The sequence below is a fragment of the Pseudomonas brassicacearum genome (genome assembly GCF_003732265.1).
GTDB lineage: Bacteria > Pseudomonadota > Gammaproteobacteria > Pseudomonadales > Pseudomonadaceae > Aquipseudomonas > Aquipseudomonas brassicacearum_D.
Genome location: NZ_MOBK01000014.1, coordinates 1 through 21,347 on the forward strand (window position 1 = coordinate 1; position 21,347 = coordinate 21,347).

20 protein-coding genes and 1 pseudogene are annotated in these 21,347 nt (G+C 59.0%); 11 read left to right on the forward strand and 10 right to left on the reverse strand.

Annotation, left to right across the window (positions count from 1 at the left end; all coding sequences use genetic code 11):
• Positions 1-122, reverse strand: a pseudogene (locus BK660_RS27770) (glutaminase); the annotation flags it as partial.
• Between the two features lie 348 nt (positions 123-470).
• Here BK660_RS27770 and BK660_RS27775 point away from each other — a divergent pair.
• From BK660_RS27775 to BK660_RS27785, 3 genes are read left to right on the forward strand one after another with little or no spacing between them, the layout of a single operon-like run.
• On the forward strand, positions 471-674 hold the full coding sequence (locus BK660_RS27775; RefSeq protein WP_123436033.1) for an HvfA family oxazolone/thioamide-modified RiPP metallophore: 204 nt from the start codon (positions 471-473) through the stop codon (positions 672-674).
• 57 nt (positions 675-731) lie between these two features.
• Positions 732-1,247: an HvfX family Cu-binding RiPP maturation protein gene (locus BK660_RS27780; RefSeq protein ID WP_123436150.1), complete on the forward strand. Its 516-nt coding sequence runs from the start codon at positions 732-734 to the stop codon at positions 1,245-1,247.
• A 55-nt stretch (positions 1,248-1,302) separates the two neighbouring features.
• Positions 1,303-2,001 carry a dienelactone hydrolase family protein gene (locus BK660_RS27785; protein ID WP_123436034.1) on the forward strand — a complete coding sequence of 233 codons (699 nt, stop codon included), beginning with the start codon at positions 1,303-1,305 and terminating at the stop codon, positions 1,999-2,001.
• A gap of 72 nt (positions 2,002-2,073) precedes the next feature.
• Here the strand turns inward: BK660_RS27785 and BK660_RS27790 are convergent, their stop codons facing one another.
• Positions 2,074-3,042, reverse strand: a complete 969-nt coding sequence (locus BK660_RS27790) for a nitrilase-related carbon-nitrogen hydrolase (protein ID WP_123436035.1) — start codon at positions 3,040-3,042, stop codon at positions 2,074-2,076.
• Between the two features lie 87 nt (positions 3,043-3,129).
• Positions 3,130-4,068, reverse strand: a complete 939-nt coding sequence (locus tag BK660_RS27795) for a GlxA family transcriptional regulator (RefSeq protein ID WP_123436036.1) — start codon at positions 4,066-4,068, stop codon at positions 3,130-3,132.
• A 524-nt stretch (positions 4,069-4,592) separates the two neighbouring features.
• On the opposite strand from BK660_RS27795, the gene BK660_RS27800 reads away from it, so the two are divergent.
• Positions 4,593-8,153, forward strand: coding sequence for a hypothetical protein (locus BK660_RS27800; RefSeq protein ID WP_123436037.1), 3,561 nt, complete (start codon positions 4,593-4,595; stop codon positions 8,151-8,153).
• 39 nt (positions 8,154-8,192) lie between these two features.
• Here the strand turns inward: BK660_RS27800 and BK660_RS27805 are convergent, their stop codons facing one another.
• Genes BK660_RS27805 through BK660_RS27815 form a run of 3 tightly spaced genes read right to left on the reverse strand, consistent with a single transcriptional unit; the run spans position 8,193 to position 11,301 of the window.
• Positions 8,193-9,272: a putative urea ABC transporter substrate-binding protein gene (locus BK660_RS27805; RefSeq protein WP_123436038.1), complete on the reverse strand. Its 1,080-nt coding sequence runs from the start codon at positions 9,270-9,272 to the stop codon at positions 8,193-8,195.
• 39 nt (positions 9,273-9,311) lie between these two features.
• Positions 9,312-10,259 (reverse strand): hypothetical protein, encoded by a 948-nt coding sequence (locus BK660_RS27810; RefSeq protein WP_123436039.1) that lies wholly within the window; start codon positions 10,257-10,259, stop codon positions 9,312-9,314.
• 1 nt (position 10,260) lies between these two features.
• Positions 10,261-11,301 (reverse strand): isopenicillin N synthase family dioxygenase, encoded by a 1,041-nt coding sequence (locus BK660_RS27815; protein ID WP_123436151.1) that lies wholly within the window; start codon positions 11,299-11,301, stop codon positions 10,261-10,263.
• 321 nt (positions 11,302-11,622) lie between these two features.
• Here BK660_RS27815 and BK660_RS27820 point away from each other — a divergent pair, with 321 nt between their 5' ends.
• The gene (locus BK660_RS27820; RefSeq protein WP_123436040.1) at positions 11,623-12,117 is read left to right on the forward strand and encodes a PaaI family thioesterase; all 495 of its coding nucleotides are present in this window, start codon (positions 11,623-11,625) and stop codon (positions 12,115-12,117) included.
• A gap of 27 nt (positions 12,118-12,144) precedes the next feature.
• Here BK660_RS27820 and BK660_RS27825 read toward each other — a convergent pair whose 3' ends face one another.
• Positions 12,145-12,765 (reverse strand): cell wall hydrolase, encoded by a 621-nt coding sequence (locus BK660_RS27825; protein ID WP_123436041.1) that lies wholly within the window; start codon positions 12,763-12,765, stop codon positions 12,145-12,147.
• Between the two features lie 139 nt (positions 12,766-12,904).
• Here BK660_RS27825 and BK660_RS27830 point away from each other — a divergent pair, with 139 nt between their 5' ends.
• On the forward strand, positions 12,905-13,756 hold the full coding sequence (locus BK660_RS27830; RefSeq protein ID WP_123436042.1) for a CAP domain-containing protein: 852 nt from the start codon (positions 12,905-12,907) through the stop codon (positions 13,754-13,756).
• 31 nt (positions 13,757-13,787) lie between these two features.
• Here the strand turns inward: BK660_RS27830 and BK660_RS27835 are convergent, their stop codons facing one another.
• On the reverse strand, positions 13,788-14,024 hold the full coding sequence (locus BK660_RS27835) for a hypothetical protein (protein WP_123436043.1): 237 nt from the start codon (positions 14,022-14,024) through the stop codon (positions 13,788-13,790).
• A gap of 200 nt (positions 14,025-14,224) precedes the next feature.
• Between BK660_RS27835 and BK660_RS27840 the strand changes: the two genes are divergently transcribed.
• Both BK660_RS27840 and yghX read left to right on the forward strand, forming a co-directional pair.
• Positions 14,225-15,988 carry an L-lactate permease gene (locus BK660_RS27840; protein WP_123436044.1) on the forward strand — a complete coding sequence of 588 codons (1,764 nt, stop codon included), beginning with the start codon at positions 14,225-14,227 and terminating at the stop codon, positions 15,986-15,988.
• A gap of 102 nt (positions 15,989-16,090) precedes the next feature.
• The gene (gene yghX / locus BK660_RS27845; RefSeq protein ID WP_123436045.1) at positions 16,091-16,978 is read left to right on the forward strand and encodes a YghX family hydrolase; all 888 of its coding nucleotides are present in this window, start codon (positions 16,091-16,093) and stop codon (positions 16,976-16,978) included.
• A gap of 172 nt (positions 16,979-17,150) precedes the next feature.
• On the opposite strand, the gene BK660_RS27850 is transcribed toward yghX, so the two are convergent.
• Complete coding sequence (locus tag BK660_RS27850; protein ID WP_123436046.1) at positions 17,151-17,939, reverse strand: DeoR/GlpR family DNA-binding transcription regulator; 789 nt, start codon at positions 17,937-17,939, stop codon at positions 17,151-17,153.
• A 126-nt stretch (positions 17,940-18,065) separates the two neighbouring features.
• Between BK660_RS27850 and BK660_RS27855 the strand changes: the two genes are divergently transcribed.
• Positions 18,066-18,947 (forward strand): serine hydrolase domain-containing protein, encoded by an 882-nt coding sequence (locus tag BK660_RS27855; RefSeq protein ID WP_123436047.1) that lies wholly within the window; start codon positions 18,066-18,068, stop codon positions 18,945-18,947.
• A gap of 34 nt (positions 18,948-18,981) precedes the next feature.
• Here BK660_RS27855 and BK660_RS27860 read toward each other — a convergent pair whose 3' ends face one another.
• On the reverse strand, positions 18,982-19,650 hold the full coding sequence (locus BK660_RS27860) for an ATPase (protein ID WP_123436048.1): 669 nt from the start codon (positions 19,648-19,650) through the stop codon (positions 18,982-18,984).
• Positions 19,651-19,822: 172 nt separating this feature from the next.
• Between BK660_RS27860 and BK660_RS27865 the strand changes: the two genes are divergently transcribed.
• Together BK660_RS27865 and BK660_RS27870 are read left to right on the forward strand one after the other, a co-directional pair.
• Positions 19,823-20,299 (forward strand): DUF2059 domain-containing protein, encoded by a 477-nt coding sequence (locus BK660_RS27865; protein ID WP_123436049.1) that lies wholly within the window; start codon positions 19,823-19,825, stop codon positions 20,297-20,299.
• Between the two features lie 57 nt (positions 20,300-20,356).
• Complete coding sequence (locus BK660_RS27870) at positions 20,357-21,265, forward strand: alpha/beta fold hydrolase (RefSeq protein WP_123436050.1); 909 nt, start codon at positions 20,357-20,359, stop codon at positions 21,263-21,265.
• Positions 21,266-21,347 lie beyond the last annotated feature (82 nt).

The following is a 21,347-nucleotide window of genomic DNA, read 5'->3' on the forward strand; positions in this document are numbered from 1 at the left end:
ACGGTGCCGAGGGCAGGAATGTAGTCCGCCACCTTGCCCTGCCCGATCAGCGGCCGGACAGCGTCGAGGATCTCGTTCAACAGCGCTTGCATGCGAGGTTCCAAAGTCACGCCCCGTGGGATTGCGGGGACTCTGAGGCTAGACGCTGCGGGGCGACGGCGAATCACAGCGGCCCCTTCCAAATCCCCGATCCACCCTAAATCTAATGTGGGAGCGGGCTTGCTCGCGAATGCGGTGTGTCAGTCAACATCATTGTTTAAATGACACACCGCATTCGCGAGCAAGCCCGCTCCCACATTAGATATTTGGTGGCTGTGTATCACCGTGTGTACAAACCCGCCCCTGACACACCCCGCCCACAAAACCCCGCGCAAACGACACATCGCAGATACACCCGCTTGGTCAACTGCACCTGTCGATTGGCCAAGCCGATCAAAGCGCTCAACTCACTCACTGTACGGAGTATCACCATGTTCAAGCTCTCGACTTCTTCCCTGACCCTCGGCCTGCTCATCGCCGGTGGCCTGGCCCTGTCTAACGTCGCTTCGGCCTCCGAATCCGAAGCGTTCAGCATGAAACAGCTGGCCCACGGTTACAGCCAGGTCCAGGCCGACACCGCGGAAAAACCCGCCGAAGGCAAATGTGGTGAAGGCAAGTGCGGCGCCGCCGAGTAATCACCTTGCGCGGGGCACTCGATGCCCCGCATTCCTGACCTGACGGAGATCAAGCCCGTGAACACTTCAATCTCTTCGGCCGTGAAAGGCCTGCACCTGAACCTAGACCGTGCCGGTAGCTGGCTTGCGCCCCTGACCTTGCGGTTGTTTATCGCCTGGGAATTCTTTGAGTCGGGTCTGGAAAAATGGAACGGCGAGAACTGGTTTGCCGACATCCAGGACCGTTTTCCGTTTCCGTTCGACCAACTGCCGGCCACGCTGAACTGGGAACTGTCGATGTGGGCCGAACTGATTTGCGCCCTCGCGATTCTGGTGGGTCTGGGTACGCGGGTCTCGGCGATCATCCTGATCGTGGTCACGGTTGTCGCCACCGCCGCCGTTCACTGGCCGGCCGATTGGTCTACATTAAATGAGCTTGCCCAGGGTTACGCCATCAGCAATAAAGGCCATGGCAACTTCAAACTGCCGGTGATCTACCTCGCCGCCCTCCTGCCCTTGCTGCTCTCGGGTGCCGGCAAGCTGAGCCTCGATACGCTGTTGGCGCGAATTTTCTGGCGCCGTCACACTCGCTGAAATGCTACCGTGACACACTTCAACCTCCACCTCACTTGCGTAGACAGGAGCCACCATGAGCGTGACCACCCAATGGATCGAGATCGACAGCGACGACGGTAAATTTGGCGCTTACCTGGCCATTCCGCATACCCAGCGCGGCCCGGGGATCGTCTTGATCCAGGAGATTTTCGGCGTCAACGAGCACATCCGCTCGGTCGCCGAGCAATACGCCGCTGATGGTTATCTGGTGATCGCGCCGGACCTGTTCTGGCGCAGCGGCCACCGCATCGAGCTGACCTACGACGAAGCCGGCTGGAAACGCGCCGTCGAGTTGATGAACGCCACCGACATCACCAAGGCGCAGGCCGACATCAAACTGGCCATCGACGCGCTCGATGCCCAACCGGGGCTGGATGGCGGCATCGCTTCCATCGGTTACTGCTTTGGCGGCCTGTTGTCGTACCTCACCGCCACCAATGGTTTCGTGGATGTGGCGGTCGCCTACTACGGCGGCGGCATTCAGAATCACCTGGAACGCGCCGATGACATCCAGGTGCCATTGCTGATGCACTTCGGTGAACAGGACAGCCACATTTCCCTGGAAGCCGTGGAGCAAATCGCCGAACGTTTCGACACCAACGACAACGTGGAAATTGTCGTGTACCCGGACGCCGAACATGGCTTCAACTGCTCGCACCGCGACAGCTACAACCAGCGCGCAGCGGCTGAGGCGCATGGCAATACGTTGATCTTCCTCGGTCAGGAACTGTAAAACCGCCCTCAACGAAAAAGGCCCCTTCATCGATTGATGAAGGGGCCTTTTTTGTAGGTCGCGTTTACCCGATCACACTTCTTCCGGTTGACCAGTGACCGCCAGCGCCGGCTGAGCATTGCGCTCATGCACATGGCGATGCGGTGTGCGGTCGATGTTCAGGCTGAGGATTTCCGGACGGCTGTAGTGACCGCGGCCATCCATCTGACGCTTGCGGATCTCGATCTGGAACAGGTCGATGTCAGCAATCACCTCGCCTTCGCCTTCAGTCAGCGCGCCGACGACTTCGCCTTGCGGGTCGATGATCGCGGTGTAGCAACCGCCGGAGATCGGGCCGATATCGCACCCGGTGTCGGCCATGATTTGCGCTTGCTGTTCCGGGTACAACCACGCCGTCGAGTTGACCACGAAGCACGCCGATTCCAGCGCATGCATGCGGATGCTGACTTCCATCTGCCGGGTGAATCGCTCACCGGCGAACGAGCCGGGGTACATCGAGGCGTGGATCTGTTCGCCGTCTTCGATCAAGGCATAGCGGGCCAGCGGGTTGTAATGTTCCCAGCAGGCCAGTTGACCGATACGGCCGACGGCGCTGTCGATGGCGCGCAGGCCGGAGCCATCGCCCATGCCCCAGATCATGCGTTCGTGATAGGTCGGCGAAATCTTGCGACGTGCCTGGATCAGCGTGCCGTCGGCATCAAACAGCAGTTGCGTGTTGTACAGCGTGCTGCCATCGCGTTCGTTGACGCCGATGGACACGACCATGTTGGCTTCCCGGGCAGCCTTGCCGATTGCATCGGTGGTCGCCGACGGCACGACCACAGCCTGATCGAGCAACTTGTAGTGCTCGGAACCCATTTCGAAAGGCGACTGCACAAAGGAAAAGTACGGGTAATACGGCACGACGGTTTCCGGGAAGACGGCGAACTGCACGCCCTTCTCGCCGAGTTCGCGAATTTTGTTAACGACCTTCTCTACCGTGCCTTCACGGCTGTAGAGCACAGGTGCGATTTGGACGGCAGCGGCTTTTACGATGGTCATGGCGGTGATCTCACTGAGGGAATGGGCTTCAACGAGATCAAGATTACGTCAATCATATTCTGTCTTAAATGTCGAATACACCACCTTTCAGGACATGGCCCGATTCGCCCGCTGGATCACCTGTGGCGGTTGGCCGAAGGCGCGGAGAAAGGCCCGGCGCATACGCTCGCGGTCACCAAAACCGGTTTCGGTAGCGACCACATCGATGGCATGACGGCCGGTCTCCATCATTAACCGTGCGGCTTCCACGCGCAGATTTTCGATGGCTTTGGCTGGCGATTGGCCGGTTTCCGCATGGAACACCCGACTGAATTGCCGAGGACTCAAATTCGCTGCTCCGGCCAACTCTTCGACCGACAACGCGGATTTCAGGTGCTGTTTGGCGTAGGTCAACGCCGCCTGGATGCGATCGGTCTTCGGCTCCAGTTCCAGCATCACCGAAAACTGCGACTGCCCACCCGCGCGGCGGTGATACACCACCAATTGCCGGGCCACCGTGCGCGCCACTTGGGCACCGAGGTCCTTTTCCACCAGCGCCAACGCCAGGTCGACACAGGCACTCATGCCGGCGGCGGTCCAGAGGTTACCGTCGTTGATGAAAATGCGGTCCTCTTCGACCAGTACGTTTGGATACGCCCGCTGCAAGGCCGGCGCATGACACCAGTGCGTGGTCGCCCGTCGGCCATCGAGCAAGCCCGCCTCGGCCAGCGCAATCGCACCGGTGCAGATCGAGCCCAGGCGCCGGGTGGACTCGCTGGCACGGCGCAAAAACGCCACCATGCCCGGCGACGTGGGCCGGATCAGGTTGTCGCCCATCACCAGCAGCGTATCGAACACGCGCTGATCGAAGGGCTGGGTTTCCACGCCAAATCCGGCGGAGGTCTGCACCGTGCCGCCGTGCTCGGACAGCAGGGTAAGGCTGTACACCGGTTCTTCGGCGGTGTTGTTGGCCAGTTCGAAGGTGGCGCACATGGCGAGGCCGAGGACCTGGAAGCCGGGGTAGACGATGAGTCCGATGTGGTGCATGACGGTGCCTTTGACAAAAAAGGTGGCATGAGAGGTTTCAGGTCATTTGCCGACGACTTTACACCTGCACTGACTGCACCGGTCATATTTAAAACCATCGATCAGTTTATTCTTAGTGTATTACCCGCATTACAACTTTTCCTAGATGCACATCATCCTCCCGGTAGTTACAAGCAATTTAACAACTAACACTTCAAATGAGGAATGGATTATTTCGAAATTTAATATTGGATCCATAGCGCGGAATGGCATTAACCCAAAAAAACCGGTTAACTTAATTCGCTCCAACCAGGGGACTTTAGCGCCTCCCACCAGACTATGAACGCTCTCAATCCTGCGGGCTAGGCGCCTTGGCATATTCGTTACGCACTACCTCGCACGCCTTTGCTTTCATCATGACAACTTATACCTCGTACGCCACGTTTGCCCTTTCTGATTAACAGATTTATGCGGTGACAATACGGACTCTTTATTAGGTCTATACATAACCTTGAACACTCGGCCGACAATACGAGGTTTAGGCCATGGACAACAACAAAGACTCGGGCACCAACCTGGCGTTCTGGCTGCCCGGCGGCGCTGTTATCCTCAGCTTGGTATTGTCGACGCTGGCATTAACTCGCGAACCTTTCCTGGAACCTCGACCGATTGGTGCGCAATTTCAATCGCAACTACCAATTGAAGCTCGGTTATGGCAGGACCCGTTTGATGCTCTGGAACGCTATCGTAAAAAGCTTACGGACAGTGAGGAGGCCAAGCATCTATGCAACCCCGATATCATCCCGTTGCCTGAAGAGAAATCGACTCCCGACATCATGGTAGTTCTTGTAGAAGGGGGCCCATACGCCGATGAACTGGAGCGACGGCGGCGTATTCGGTATGCATTACTCGCAGGATTCAAAAACTCCCAACGGGTGCCAGATCAGGAGCAATACATACATTGCTTGAAACTTCAGCACGACCTGTCAATTGATCCCCTTGATAACGATCCACAAGCAGTAGATCTACCTTATGAAATGTTTATTTCCAATCAGTTCGACAGACCTGCTTCTGATGTTGAAGGGGGGCCACCACCTTCAGAACGAACGATTGTGTTCTGGCTAAAACAGGACTTGCTGACCTCACAACCGCTCCAGATGCTGGAAAAGCTGCGCAAGGATTTACACTTCAAGGCCTACAAGGCATGCGCTTCCGGAGGGTGCATCGAAGGAATCGACACCGCCACCCTGAAAGTTATCGGCCCTTCTACTTCAACTGTGTTGCTCGACATGTACCAAGAAGAGGCCAACTTCCAGGCTACAAAAAACGTAGAAATCTATTCGCCTCTGGCAACGGCAGATAACGAAGCGCTCAGGAAGAGCCTAAAACCCTTGAAAAAAGAAAAGGACAAGGACAAGGACAAGGACAAGGATGTGGCAGCGGACAAAAACACCACGACAGAAACGCAAAATAAAGAGGCAATGAAAATTCTGCGTACGGTCAGCGACGATGGCACCATGACCAAACTGTTGTTGGATGAGTTAAAGCTGCGAAGAGTAGATCCAGCCGCAGATATCCGCTGCAGTCAGGGCAAGCTGCGACGCGTCGGAACACCCTGCAACCGTGCTGCTTGGCTAAATGCCAACCGCATCGCATTGATTTCCGAATGGGACAGCTTCTACAGTCGCGCCCTGATCGAAAGCTTTAAGGACCAGGTTGCTCTTGATGCTCGCTTGGGTGACGACGAAAAAGATAAAAAAGGAGTAGTTGAACAGTGGGTATTGCGGTTCAGCTATTTGCGTGGCCTGGATGGTCGCTTGCCGGAGGAGCCCGCCAGCAGCGACAAAGCCACTAGCACCGACACCAGCAAAAATAACAAAAACAGTAGCCAAATCGATCTCAGCCCATTGGAAAAAGCTGACGGCAACTCCCAACTTGACTACTTGCGGCGACTCGCTGATCACATTGCACAGCAAGATGAAGACTATCGAAAGGCAGGTCAGAGCGGCATTGGCGCCATCGGGGTGTTGGGTGTCGACACCTACGACAAACTGCTTGTGCTGCAAGCGCTGAAAAGCCGGATGCCTTACAAACTTTACTTTTCAACTGATCTTGACGCACGCATGTTGCAACGCGGTCAGGCCGAAGCCACGCGCAATCTGATTCTCGCGGCGCCTTATGGACTGGCACTGACACGTGCATTGCAACAGGACATTCCACCGTTTCGAGACAGTTTACAAAGCTCGGTTTTTATATCGGTGCTTGCGGCATTGGCGCCACAGCCCTTCGTCGTCAAACGAGCGAAGTTTGACTACTCCAGATCGGAGCTGCTCTCGCCGGGGATATATGAGGTTGGGATCAGCGGCTTCATTCCACTGGCGAGCAATCTGACCGCTTCGCGCCCGGAAAGCTGTGCCGCTCCTACCCAATCTCAATCAAATCGAGGCATACGCCCCCACGACCTCATGGCATTACGCTGCCTTCAGGATCCATCACCCCCACCCTACCCGGAACCGTCCGACGCACTTCGAAATGGCTTCAAGAACACGCAGTCGTTTTTCTGGGCAGGACCACTGACATTCATGCTGCTGCTAACAGCTGCCTTCATCGTCTGGTGGTGGATCGAGGGTTCGCAAATCAAAGGAAAAACACCTTTCTCCTGGGTACGTGGTGTGCCAATGGCGCTGTATATCACTGCAGCAGCCTGCGCTTTCTTTGCCGCAAGGTTCTGGCATGCGGAACTCCTATGGGTCTGTTTCGCACTGATTTTGCTGGGCACTCTCACTTCAAAACTCGTCCGTCGATCCGAGCGACAGTTATCACTCACGAACAATTCACCTGTTGACCCGGACAGTGGTTTTTTTGACGCCTCGGCGTGGTACATCATCGTGCCATTGGTGATATTCGTCCTCGTGTTACTGCTCGGCTACCAGATGCGCAGTACATTGACGAAGGACGGTTTAGGCGAGCCAATGTTTCTATTCGAAGGAATCAGCGCCTGGCCAACCGTCGCACTGCGATTGCTCGCCGTATTGATTTCACTTTCGGCTGTGGCATGGGGTTGGCGCAACCTGAGGGTCAATAGATTCGAGATCGAAACGGCCTACCATTTACGGCCTCACATGCGTAAGTACCATCTGAGTTTGTGGGGGCAACTGCCACGTCTTGTTCGCGGAGGACAAAAAAGAACCCTCGGACAATGGTGCAAAGAGCTGGGGCAGTGCCTGTTTCTGGTTCTTTTCCCACTGTCGACCGCTAGCATCGACTGGTCAAAATCAAAATCGCTCGCCAGAGATCAAGCGAAGAGCACGGATGGTCGAACAATGATTTCCATCTCACGCTTCTGGGGAGAACATTGTGTATGCGGTACGTTCGGTGCGCGAATGGTGCGCGCCCTGCTCGCCACATGGATTTTCGTCGTGGTAACCAGCCTGCTCTTTGTTGTCTGGCCAATGGAAGGGATTCCCGTGCGTGACACTTCACCTCTCTGGAAGTGGACCTGGCTGATTCCGACTGTCGTGTTCCAGCTGCTGGTGTTCTGGGTGATCGACGCCAATCTCTTGCTGACCCGGTTTATCCGCCATTTGAGTAACTATCACGCCATCTGGCCAATCAGATTGCAAAATGAACATCAAGCCATATTCGGCATCGGAAGACACTCGTGCATCGACGATTGGGTGGACATACAACTGATTGCCAAACGTACCTCAGCGGTCAATCGACTGATCTACGCCCCCACAGTGGTGATGTTGATTCTGATTGCTTCGCGCAGCAGCGTTTTCGATAACTGGCCGACGCCACTCAGCATGATCATTTCATATGCGCTGACAGCACTACTGTTACTTGCCTCAGCCCTGTCACTGCGTCGGGCAGCAGAAAAAGCACGTATGGAGGCGTTACAACGCATCGACGCATATTTGTTGAAAAATCCCACTGATACTAAGGGCTACGATAAATTTCGGATGATTCGCGAGCGTATAGCGACGCTCAATACCGGTTCCTTCTCACGTTACTCGGAAGAACCATTGGTACGCGCGCTGTTGCTGTCGCTGACCGGCATCGGCGGCTCAGCCATTGTCGATGCCTTGAACTACGCCAAGTTCTGACCGCCAATAAGGGGGCGTTCCTCGAACGCCCCCGCCCGATCACAGTTGATTGGCCACCGCCATATTCACAAACTGCGTATCAAACCGCAGCTTGATGTTGTTCGTGTCACCCAGGGTCGAGCCATCGGCGAATTGCATGCCCACGGCATCGGCGCTGGTCGCGGCCTGACCGAGCAGGCCCTTGGCGAAGGAGAAGGTGCGGACCTTTTCCATGGTGTGGCGGATCGCGTCGGAATTGGCGAACTCAAACGCGGTGCCCGGCGTGTAGAACAGCATGGTTTGCGTCAGTTGATCCTCGTAGCCTTTGAGGTCGGTGCCCGAACGTTCAGCCATCGAGGTGCGTGCGGCGATCGCCTGGCCGTTGTCGCCGGACATCAGTTGCAGCGTTTCGAACCAGGCACCGACCAGCGCCTTGCCCAGTTCCGGGTTGGCCTTCAGGGTCTCGGTGTTGACCGCCATCATGTCGATGATCTCGCCTGGGATTTCCTTGGAGGTAAACACCTCGACCGCCGTCGGTGACTGTTTCATCACCGTGCTCAGTTGCGGGTTCCACAGCGCCGCTGCGGTTACGCCGGGGGTGGTGAACGATGCCACGGCATCGGCGTCCGAGGTGTTCATGATCTTGATGTCCCGCTGCGACAGGCCATGAATATCCAGTGCGCGGGACATCAGGTAGTCGGAGACCGACAGCTCCACCAGATTGACCTGCTGGCCCTTGATGTCGGCGAAGGTCTTGCCGTGTTTGAGCACGATGGCATCGTTGCCGTTGGAATAATCGCCGAGGATCAGGCCGGTGGTGTCCACGCCGTTGGCACTCGGGATGGTCAGGGCGTCCATGTTGGTCATGCCGCAGGCATCGAACGCGCCGGCCGCGTATTGGTTGATCGACTCGATGTAGTCGTTGAGCTGCACCAGTTCGATCTTGATCCCGTACTTCTTCGCCCACTTGTCGATGATCCCGTGTTCACTGGCGTAACCCCAGGGCATCCAGCCGGAATAGATCGACCACGCCACCTTGAACTCCTGCTTTTTCTCCGCCGCCGAAGCGCCGAACGCGAGACAGGACACGGCCAGCAACACCGCTGCGAAACGGTAAAACACGCACGAGAATGCCTTCATGGAAACCTCACGGGTTATGAAATGGGTGACGCGTTGATGTCAAACGAGCGGCTGGGTGTAGCGGCTCAAGGTCGGGGATTCACGTTCGTACCATTGCGCGGCGCTGGCGGTGAATCCGCTGGTTTGTGCGTAGCTGATGTCGGGTTCCAGGGTGTCGATGACGAACAGCCGTTCTCGGGCAACGCCCTCGACGGTGATCAATTGCGAGACGTGCTTGCCGTCGGCCCGCCGCTCGAAACCCTCCAGCGAAATCAATGGCTGACCGACACGGCCAGCGCAGGTAGAAAGCGTCACTTTGTAGCCTGCTTCGAGAGAACCTTCGGCAATCGATGTCTCGAAGTTGAACGCGCGCTTGAGCCACTGCGGGTCTTCACCGTGGCGGGCGACCAGATCCCGCAGCGGCTCGCCCTCAGGACCGGACTCGAGCGGATCAGCCCGCCCCAGCACCATCGCCGCATGCTCACCACAGACGATCAAGCCACCGCCACGGTGATGCACAAAACCGTTTTCGACTTCTCGTTCCTCCAGCAAGCGCAAGCCGATCAAGACACCCGGCTTTGATAACTGAAGTCGCCAGTCTTCGACATAGGCACCGCTGGGGGCAAACTCGATCATGCAGTTGCCGATGCGCTTGAGCACACCGGGCTCGGGCCAACGGTTATGCAGCTGAAACGAGGTGTCGGTGTGCCAACTCAACACGTCGCCTTGCCATGAACACAACGCTTCCCAGCCTTCGTAATTGGCCAGGGTCTGCAACTCTTCGGCGCTGTATTCCAGCAGCGGTTTGGCCGGCACTTGTTGGCCTTCCAGCGGCAGGCGCAAATCGATGGTGAAGTGGCGGCTTTGAAACCAGCAGACGTGGGTGCACACGTCGGTCAGGCCGTCAGCGAAACTGATCGACCGGCGTTTGTAGAAGCCGAGCATCCAGTCCGGTACGCCACCAGCGGCGGGTTGCGGATATTGGGTAACAAGATCCAGCAGATTCATTTCAAACCTCCCCGGCCATGGCGGCGCGACCGAACGAGGACAACCCCTTGGCGCCGTCAGGCAAGCTCAACTCGCCGGCGGCCAGTCGCTGCTTGAGGTAACGGAAGGTTTGCAGGGTTTGCGCGTAGAGGTGATCGCCGCAGACATGCGGCCCATAACGGCTGGGGGTTTGCAGGTCGAGCAACTGCGCGATGGGCTCGATGAGCGTGTCGTAGTCACAGGCGCAAAACATCGGGAAGGCGTAGCGTTCCTGAGCGACTTTGCGCACCCGGTGAGCGGTGGCGACGTAACGGCCGTTGCTCAGCACTTCCATCATGTCGCCGATGTTGATCACAAACGCACCGTCCACCAACGGCACGTCGATCCACTGCCCTGCCCCGTTCAACACTTCAAGGCCCGGTGCGGTCGGCAGCAGGATGGTGAAGCATTCGTAGTCAGTGTGCGCGCCTATGCCAGGGCGATCCACCGGGGCATTCGGCGAGAAGGGATAGTGGATCAGCCGAAGTTGACTCGGCGGGTTGTTCACCCGTTGGCTGATGGCGTTTTCCGGCAGGCCCAGCGCCAGCGCGAAGCCACGAAACAACGTGAGGCTGAGGTTGAACACGGCGTCGTAGTAGGCCTTGATGTCGTCCTTGAAACCCGGCAAGACCGGCCAGCGATTGGGCCCGAGCATCGGCCGTCGCCCTAATGCCGGCGCGTAATCGAAGCCGACGTCGAAGGCTTCCTTGTGGTCGATAGTTCCCTCGACAAATTGCTCCTCACCTTCGGGCACATAGCCGCTGTGGTTGCTCGACAGTCCAATGTAGTCCTGCATCTTCTGCTCGTTCGACTGGGCGAAATAGTCCGCTGCCCGTTGCTTGAGCCGATGGATGATCTGCGGGTCGATACCGTGACCGGTCACATAGAGAAACCCGGCCTGCGAGGCGGCGTCGCCCAAGGCACTCGCCGCGTTTATACGTTCGGATTCGAGGCTCGAAAACAGCCCGCTGATGTCCACTAGGGGCAAGGTTTCGAAGGCTGAATGAGGGGTAATTCGAGGCATGGCCGCCATAAGTAACCTCCTGATGATTAGTCAAAATGTCACCTGGTCGTCCAGATATCGCAGAGCCGTGAGGCCTCCGGGTCGTCCCGGATCAATCGCACCGAAAAAGGTGCGCTAGGACAGCAGCAATGTGCATGCCACGTTTGCACGTGGCCTGCATCACAGCGCTATCTCGTTGATTTGAAAGCACCGGCTCCCATTCGGGGAAGCTGGGGGCGCTCGGCGTGCGATGTTAAACAGGCACCAGGATGGCGCAATGGACTTCCCCTCGTTCCGGCGTTTTAATCGCAGGCGGACTTCAAGGCACAACAAGGGATCACTATGCTCGATATCTCCATGCAGGACCGCGCCGCACCGGATGGCGTGTGCTACGGCTGCGGCAGCCGCAACCCTCACGGGTTGCACGTCAAGAGCCACTGGCACGAGGACGGCGTGCACGTCGTCGCCGAGCACCTGCCCGAGGCCAAATACTGTGGCTGGCCGGATCTGGTGTATGGCGGCTTGATTGCGATGTTGGTGGATTGCCATTCGAACTGGACGGCCATGGCGTATCACTACCGGACCGAAAACCGCGAGCCGGGCTCCCAGCCGCGGATCGACTGCGTCACCGGCAACCTGGGCATCAAGTTCATCAAACCGACACCGATGGGCGTTGCGCTGACTTTGCGCGCCAGGGTCGAGGGCGACGTCGGGCGCAAGACTCGCGTCATCTGCGAGGTGTACGCCGACGGCGTGCTCACGGCCGTGGGCGACTCAGTGTTTGTCCGGGTCGATACCGGGCAACTGGCCGCCGCAGCGCATGGTCGTGAGGTTTAGGTGTTGTGAGCCTCAGGGTCGGCCGAGCTACTTCGCCGACCCGTCATGGGGCTTGTAGAACACGAACAAACCGATGCTCGCCGTTTTGATGTACTTCTTGGCCCAGACCGGTTTTACCGTCTTGTCATGGAAATACATCGCGCCGCCGGTGTGATCCGGCAGTTGCTTGTTCAGCGCCTTGCGCGCGATTTCCTTGGCCAGCGCATATTGGGTTTCTTGCTGGGCAGTGTCCGGTTTCCCGTCGCACCACCAGGAGAACTGGCAGCTTTTGGTTTCGGAACCTTGCTTGACCACTGCGCACACCGTATCGGGAAAACCCTCGTGGCCGAGGCGGTTCATCACCACGTTGGCCACCGCTTCCATGTCGTCCGTGTCCTTGCCTTTGGCTTCCCAGTAAATGGAGCGCGCCATGCAGGTAATCGCGTCGTCCAGCGGCGCCGTGCCGGCCGGGTCGACGGCCTGGACTTCGGACTGGGTGATGGCCTCGGACTTGGGCACCGGCACATTGCTGCTCTTCTCGGCAGCCTTCTGCTCAAGCACCTGCGCCTTGTCTTCCGCGACCTCCTTTTTTTGTTGTTGATCGTCGGCCATGGACTGACCGGCAAGTAGACAAAGGGCGAGAAACGCGGCGATCCAATTCAAGGACATGGTGCAAGCACTCAAGGGGGTGTTGATTCAGTGTAGTAGCCAAATCATGTCAACTACTGACCAACAAACTGCAAAAACCCATTGCCTTGTACGGGGGGAATTCGCGCATCATGGGCGCAGTCCGTCCAAGGGGGTTTCCATGCACGTCTTTTCATCCGCTATGCGCTTGTCGGGGTTGTCGTTGGGTCTGGTGCTTGCCACAACGGCCATGGCGTCCGATGAATCGCAACTGGCCGATTCGATCAACGCCTTTCGCAGCCTGCCGCAGAGTTGCGCCGGTCAGGTCTCGCCGGAGTTGCCACCGTTGACCAGCGATCCGCGCCTGATTTTGCCGGCCAGTGGGCAGGTCGACTTGCAGCAGGCCATGGTGCGTGCGTCGTACCCGATGCTCCATGTGCAAGCGATATCCCTGACCGGCCCGCGTGATGCGCAAGCGGCGATGATGGCGGTCCAGGAAAGCTTCTGCCAGGTGGTGCTGAACCTGAAATTCGTCGACATCGGCGTCAGCCGCCAGGGCAACGACTGGCGCATCGTACTCGCCCGCCCGCTGTTGACCGCGCGCCTGGGTGATGCCGCCGCCGAAGGCCAGAAGCTGTTGGTCGAGCTCAATGCCGCGCGCAGTAAACCCCGTCAGTGCGGCGCCCAGCCCTTTGCCGCGACCACCCCGCTGGCCTGGAACGCCACCCTCGCGTCCGCCGCCGAAACCAACTCGCGGGCCATGGCCAACGGCAACTATTTTGATCACAAGGACCGCGACGGTCGCACGCCGGGGGATCGCGCGGAACTGGCGGGTTATGTCTATCAGCAGATCGGCGAGAACATTGCCGCCGGGCAAGACACCGTGCGCAAGGTGGTCGACGGCTGGCTGGCCAGCCCCGGTCATTGCGCCAACCTGATGAACCCACAGTTCCGTGAGCTCGGCGCGGCTTACGCGAACGATCCAAAAAGCGATGCCGGCATCTACTGGACGGCCATGTTCGGTACGCAATAAGGACGATGACCAGAGCGGTGACGAGCCGTTCTTACAACGTTTGCTGACTGTTGCCGATGGTCTTGGCTTTTTCGATGGCCCAGTCCATCGCCGCCTCCATGTCCAGCAAGTGCGGGGACGGATGGTGGTCCTCTTCAATCACCGAGCCATCCGGCCGGTACACACCGATGAGCATTTTCAGGGAGCCGTCCTTCAGTATCTCGGCCGTGACCTTGATCGAGCATCCGTTGGAAAGCGTCTCCTTGTGTTCCTCATGGCGTTCAGTCATCGCTGTCTCCCCCGCGTGGTGGATGGATCGAGTCCGGCATCCTTCTGAGCGTAGTAGAAGTTCGCCCGGGGTCATCGCCGGCCATGGTTCGTTTCAATGGCAACGAACCTGCCGAGACAGCGGCGTAATGCCACCTATACTGCATTTCACCAACCCCGCCCGGGGCCTGCGCTACTTACAATAAAAAGCAGAGGTGGAACATGGTCTGGCAGCAAATCTACGATCCCTTCGGTAACCCGGTCATCTCAACCCTCATGGCCGCCGTGCCGGTGGTGGTGATGCTGGCCTCCCTGGCGTTTTTCCACATCAAGGCGCACATGGCGGCGCTGCTCGCGCTGGCGTCCGCCCTGCTGATCGCGATCTTTGCCTTCGGCATGCCGGCCAACATGGCGGGCTCGGCGGCGTTATTCGGCGCGGCCAACGGCTTGCTGCCGATTGGCTGGATCGTGCTCAACATCATCTTCCTGCACCGACTGACCACCGAGAACGGCTCGTTCAAGGTGCTGCAGGATTCCCTGGCACGCATCACCGACGATCGACGCCTGCAATTGCTGCTGATCGCCTTCTGCTTCGGCGCGTTTTTCGAAGGCGCGGCCGGCTTCGGCACACCCGTGGCGGTGACCGGTGCGATTCTGATCGGGTTGGGCTTCTCGCCACTGGCCGCCTCTGGCCTGGCCTTGATCGCGAACACGGCGCCGGTGGCGTTCGGCGCGCTGGGTACACCGATCATTACCCTGGCCAAAGTGACCGGGCTGGACGAAATGGAACTGTCGATGATGGTCGGTCGACAACTGCCATTCTTCTCGGTGCTGGTGCCGTTCTGGTTGATCTGGGCGTTCGCCGGTTGGCGCAAAATGCTCGAGATCTGGCCGGCGATCCTCGTGGCCGGGGTCAGCTTCGCGGTCCCGCAATTCCTCGTGTCCAACTACCACGGGCCGATGCTCGTCGACGTGATCGCCGCATTGATTTCCATGGCCTGCCTGACCGGTTTCCTCAAGGTCTGGAAACCGGCCACGGTGCACACCTCGGCCGCCCTGACCGGGCGCGTCGACAACTCGAAAATCGATGCCGAACATGAGCAGGCACCGGCGGCCGGCGGGACCTTTTCCGGCGATGCGAAACCGGCGGTGATGCGCGCCTGGATGCCGTGGATCATCCTCACGATCTTCGTCTTCGCCTGGGGCACCCAAGGTTTCAAAAACATGTTCGATACCCGTCCGGCGATCGATCCGCAAACCCAGTCGGTCAAGCTCGACCCGCAGGGCAAACCAATGCGTGAAGCCAACCCGGTTTTCGCGCCAGCCCTGACCTTCACCACCTTGCACCAGCAAATCGAGAAGGTGCCACCGGTGGTGCCGGCACCGAAAACCGAAGAGGCGATTTACAAATTCACCTGGTTCACCGCCACCGGCAGCGGCATCTTGCTGTCCGCCATCCTCGGCGGGCTGCTGATGGGCTACTCGATCCCGCAACTGGCCCGCCAATACCTGCGAACGCTGTGGGTGGTGCGCTACTCGCTGATCACCATCGCGGCGATGCTGGCCCTGGGTTACCTCACGCGTTACTCGGGACTGGACGCGACCATGGGCCTGGCCTTCGCCGCGACCGGTATTTTCTACCCGATGTTCGGCACCCTCCTCGGCTGGCTCGGCGTGGCGTTGACCGGCTCGGACACCGCGTCCAACGTGTTGTTCGGCGGCTTGCAACGAGTCACGTCCGAACAGCTCGGGATCAGCCCGGTGCTGATGGCGGCGGCGAACAGCTCTGGCGGGGTCATGGGCAAGATGGTCGACGCGCAGTCGATTGTGGTCGCGTCCACGGCAACACGCTGGTACGGGCATGAGGGGGAGATTCTGCGGTATGTGTTCTTCCACTCGATCGTGCTGGCGATTCTGGTCGGCGGGCTGGTGACGTTGCAGGCGTATGTGGCGCCGTTCAGTCACATGGTGGTGGGTGGGCATTAGTCCCCTCGGCACACCGTTTGCCACAACCCGGACGAATGGCCCGGGTTGTGGGCCAAACGCTGCTTTACTGGTTCAAATCCTGAACCTAAGGAAAGCGCCCCGATGGATCGTCTCACCGCCAAAGACTTCGCCCCCGAACTGCTCGAACTCTACGACTACTACGTCCATGGCAAGATCAACCGCCGAGAGTTTCTCGACCGTGCGGCGTTGTTCGCCTTGGGCGGTTTGACCGCCAGCGCACTGCTGGCGTCCCTGAGCCCCAACTACGCGCTCGCCGAACAAGTGGAATTCACCGACCCGGACATCCTGCCCGAGTACATCACCTACCCCTCACCCAAAGGCCACGGCAATGTGCGCGCGTATCTGGTGCGCCCGGCCAAGGCCAGCGGTAAAGTCCCGGCGGTGGTGGTCGTGCATGAAAACCGTGGGCTAAATCCCTACATCGAAGACGTCGCCCGACGCGTCGCCAAGGCCGGGTTCATCGCCCTCGCCCCTGACGGTTTGAGCTCCGTGGGCGGCTATCCCGGCAACGATGACAAGGGCCGCGAACTCCAGGCGAAAGTCGATCCGGAAAAGCTCATGAATGATTTTTTCGCCGCCATCGAATGGCTGATGAAAAATGACACGACCACCGGCAAAGTCGGCATCACCGGCTTCTGCTACGGCGGCGGTGTCGCCAACGCGGCGGCCGTGGCGTATCCGGAACTGGCGGCAGCCGTGCCTTTTTATGGCCGTCAGCCAAAGGCTGAAGACGTGCCCCGGATCAAGGCGCCCTTGCTGCTGCATTACGGTGAGCTGGACAAGGGCATCAACGAAGGATGGTCGGCGTATGAAGCGGCGTTGAAAGCCTCAGGCAAAACCTATGAGGCTTACATTTATCCGGGCTGTAATCATGGCTTTCATAACGACTCGACGCCCCGCTACGACGAGGCCGCCGCGAAACTGGCGTGGGACCGTACGCTGGCGTGGTTTCACAAGTACCTGGCTTAGGTATCAATTCCTTCGATCTTTTACATCACGAAGCCGAATTTTTTATTTGCCCACGGCTTATTCAAGATGTCGCCATCTCGGATAAGTCGGACGACACCCCCATGAACCTGAATTTTGCCTTTGCCTGCTTCATCGTCGTGTCGTTCGCGATTGCGCTGGGGCATGCTTGAACTCAAGCGTCGACCTGAACCACTTCAATGCCCAACCGTCGATAATCCTCAACATTGCCCGACGCCACCTGTTGCTCGGTAATCAGCGTGTTGATGCGATTGCACGGCGCGACCACGAACGGTTCCACCGCCCCCAGTTTGTCCGCCATGGTCACCGCCACCACGTGTGATGCGCTGTCGAGCATCGCCTGCTTCACCGGCACCTCATCGAAATGCAACGAGCTGATGCCGACGTCCGGGTGAATCGCGCAGACGCCGGTGAACAGCAAGTCAGCCTTGATCCCTTCAATCAGTCGCAAAGTTTCCTGCCCGCTGGCCGACATCGTCGCGGGGTTGAGTTGCCCACCGGCCAGGATCACTTTGATGCCTTTGTAGTCGGCCAACGCGATAGCGATCATCGGCGACGCGGTAATTGCCGTGATGGAAATCTCCGCCGGCAACGACCGCGCGATCTGCAGCGTGGTGCTCCCTGAATCGAACAGCACAATCTGGCCATCCTGCACCCGGCGCGCGGCGAGTTGGGCCAGGCGCGTTTTCACCTCATCGGTTTCACCGACCCGGGTGAAGAAATCCTTGCCCGTGTCTTTAGGACGCGGCAACGCCCCGCCATGCACCCGTTGCACCAGTCCTGCACTGGCGAGCTCTGACAAATCGCGGCGGATGGTGTCTTCGGACACCGCAAAATGCTGGCTCAACTCAGAGGCCATGACCTTGCCGTCGCGCTCAAGGATCAGGAGGATTTTTTGCCGGCGCACGGAAGGTAGCTCGGATGCAGCGTGCTGATCGTGCATGTTTATGCCTGTTTTTGCGTGTTTGTGCGAGATTAGCCAAGCCACCGGAAAAACACAATCGAGGCGGTGATTGATGAGGTTTCTGGCAAACTCCCATGGTGCCTTCGCCCAGAGCAGCCATCACCCATGCTTTTCGCCCTTGTCTCAAACGGTTCAACACTTACGCCTGCACACCCGCAGGTAACGGTTCCCTGGTGGAGTTTCACCAAGACCGTGCTCAGCGCCGCCGCGCTGTCGCTGGTGCGGGATGGCCTGTTCGACCTGGAAGAAACGCTGCCGGAAGGACCGTTCACCTTGCGCCAAGTGCTGCGGCACGAAGCCGGGCTGGCGGATTACGCAGAGTTAGCGGAATACCACGCCGCCGTTGCGCGGCACGAAACACCGTGGCCCGCCGAGGAAATGCTGCGCCGACTGGACGCTACCCGGTTGCGCTACACACCCGGTGACGGCTGGCGATATTCCAACGTTGGCTACCTGTATGTGGCGAAACTCATCGAGCGCCTGACCGGTCTTGCACTGGAGAAGGCACTGAACCGACTGGTTTTTGCGCCCCTCGGTTTGTCAGGTGTACGCCTCGCCAAAACGCCTGCCGATCTGCAGGCCGTGAACATGGGCACCGCACAAGCGTACGACCCGTGCTGGGTTTATCACGGCCTGCTGGTCGGTCCGCTGGATCAAGCCGCGGCTTGTCTGGATCGTCTACTGGCCGGCCAGACCCTACCGCCGGCGTTACTGCGCGAGATGCATTCGGTTCGTACGCTTGGCGGGCCGATCACCGGGCGTCCGTGGATTGCGCCGGGTTACGCGCTGGGCCTGATGCAAGGCGCGGTCGAGGGTGGATTGGTTTTGAGCGGACACACCGGCGGCGGACCGGGCAGTGTGATCGCGGTTTATCGATGCGGTGAAGGTGACAACACCGCGAGTTGCGCGGTGTTTGCTGAGGGTGGCGCCGAAGGGGCTGTCGAGGCGCAAGCCGTGAGTCGCTTGATGAACGCGGTGATTCAATAGTCCCCGATTCCACTTTGCACGCCGAACGTCGAAGTCAGTTACTCGCCACCTGCGCCACGTTGCCCGAGGTCACCAGCGCCTTCAGCGAAGCATCAAACTGCTTCAGCGCAGTCACCTGCAATTGGGTTTGCCGGTCGATTTGCGCGGCAATTTCCGGGGCCGCTTTGCCGTGCACCCAAACGGAAGGCATTTGTTGTGCGCGTGAGCCTTCGGCCTGGCCAATGTACTGCAGGTTCGCATCGTAGAACTTGGCCATGAAACGCGCTTCGACCTGCGTATTGCGCTTGGACACCAGGCGGCTGTAGGTGTCCAGCATCACCACCACGTCGGGGTGGGCTTGCACCAGTGCATCGAGGTTGTCGTAGACCGTCACCGAGCCGAACTGTTTTTGCAGCGAGCCTATGAGCCAGTTGATCGCAAGTTTCGGATCGGAGCTGTTGACGAACGCACTGCTGATACGCGAATCCAGCTGCGGGTTCTTCGCGCCGTTCACCGCCACCGCATGGTATTGCTCGAGGTATTGCAGGGTGTTGACGGTGTTTTCGCTGTAAAGCACACCCACCGATTGGGCGTGTTGCAGGCTGGCTGTGCTGTCGGCTACAGGGGGGAAATGGCAAGCCGAATCAGCCGCGTAGGCCGGCACGGTGGCGGCGACGCTGCCGGTGAAGACGGCGATAAAAGCCAGCAAGGTAGACATTCTCATCGCACAGGTTCCTTCAAAGGCGAATTCGGTATGTGCCTATCCTCCTCCCATGGCGAAAAAACAGAACTTGCATTCGTTGATGGTGATTATTGATTAATCGAATGGTTGGACGATGAGCCTCGGTCTACGCTGTTCTGACGCGCCTTTTCCCTGTCGCCCATGGAGCCCACCTGTGAACCGGATGCCTTCTGCCGCCCTCTTGTTGACCGTGTTATTTGCCCTGTCGAACCCAGCCTCTGCCGATGCGCCGGCCCTGAATGAAGCGCGCACCTTGGTCGCCAAAGCGCACATGGGCAGCAATCTCCCGGTCATCGCCCTGTCGGCGGCGCAGGGCACGGTGTCCTGGTCGGTAATTGCCGAGAAGCTGGGGGCTGATGACACCAACCGCATCGTGTCCGAGGAAATCTCCGCGTTGCTGCCCAAGTACCAACCGGAATGGGACGAGAACCTGGCGCGGGCCTATGAGAAGTCGTTCTCCGAAGAAGAGCTGTCATCACTGGTCGCCGATGGACCCGCGTCGCAATACGTGGAAAAGGTCAAAGCCCAACAAGCCACCGTCGCTGGGGATATGCGTTCGACGTCGGAGCCGATTGTGATGGCGCTGGTGACGGAAGCGCTGAAGGCGACCATGGAGAAACGCGTGCCGTAAAGCGGTCTACGCTGCTTCAGGTACGCCACTTCCCACGCGTACTTGGGAGAGACCACTATGCTGCGCACCTTGCTGACCGCTTCGTTATTGCTTGCATTCAGTCTCCCGGCACTGGCCGGGGTTACGCCGTTCCCCGCCGCTTTTCATACGCAGGACATCAGCGTCGAAGGCGTAAAGATCCATGTGCGCGTCGGCGGCAAGGGGCCAGCCGTGGTGATGCTGCATGGTTTCGGCGACACCGGCGATATGTGGGCGCCCCTGGCGGCGGACCTGGCCAAGGACCACACCGTCGTGGTGCCGGACTTGCGCGGGCTGGGTCTGTCGGCGATCCCGCAGAGCGGCTATGACAAGAAGACCCAGGCCGGCGACGTCCGTGGCGTATTGGCCGCGCTGGGCATCGAGCACTCGGTGGTCATCGGCCACGACATCGGCACCATGGTCGCCTTCGCCTACGCCTCGCGTTATCCGCAACTGACCGATCGCCTGGTGGTGATGGATGCGCCGGTGCCCGGCATTCCGCCCTGGAACGACATCGTCCGTTCGCCGATGCTCTGGCATTTCGACTTCGGCGGACCGGACGCCGAGCGCCTGGTGGCGGGTCGTGAACGCATCTACCTGGACCGCTTCTGGAACGAGTTTGCGGGCGACCGCAGCAAAGTCGATGAAGCCACCCGCCAGCATTACGCCAAGCTCTATGCCCGTCCCGGCGTGATGCACGCGGCCTTCGCGCAATTCCGCAGCATTCGTCAGGACGCCGTGGACAACGAAGCGTCAATGAAGACACGGCTGACCATGCCGGTGCTGGCCATCGGCGGTGAAAAATCCTTTGGGGCCAATGAAGCCATCGTGATGCGCAACGCCGCGGACAACGTCACCGAAGTGGTGATCCCGGGCGCCGGGCACTGGCTGATGGAGGAAGCGCCGACAGCGACCATTCAGGCGATACGCGCTTTCATTGCGCCGTGATACGCCATTGATACGTGGCTGATTCCGGCGATCTCCACGCTGTTACCTTAGCGACCGTGTTGTCACTTCTGCGGGGCCTGGC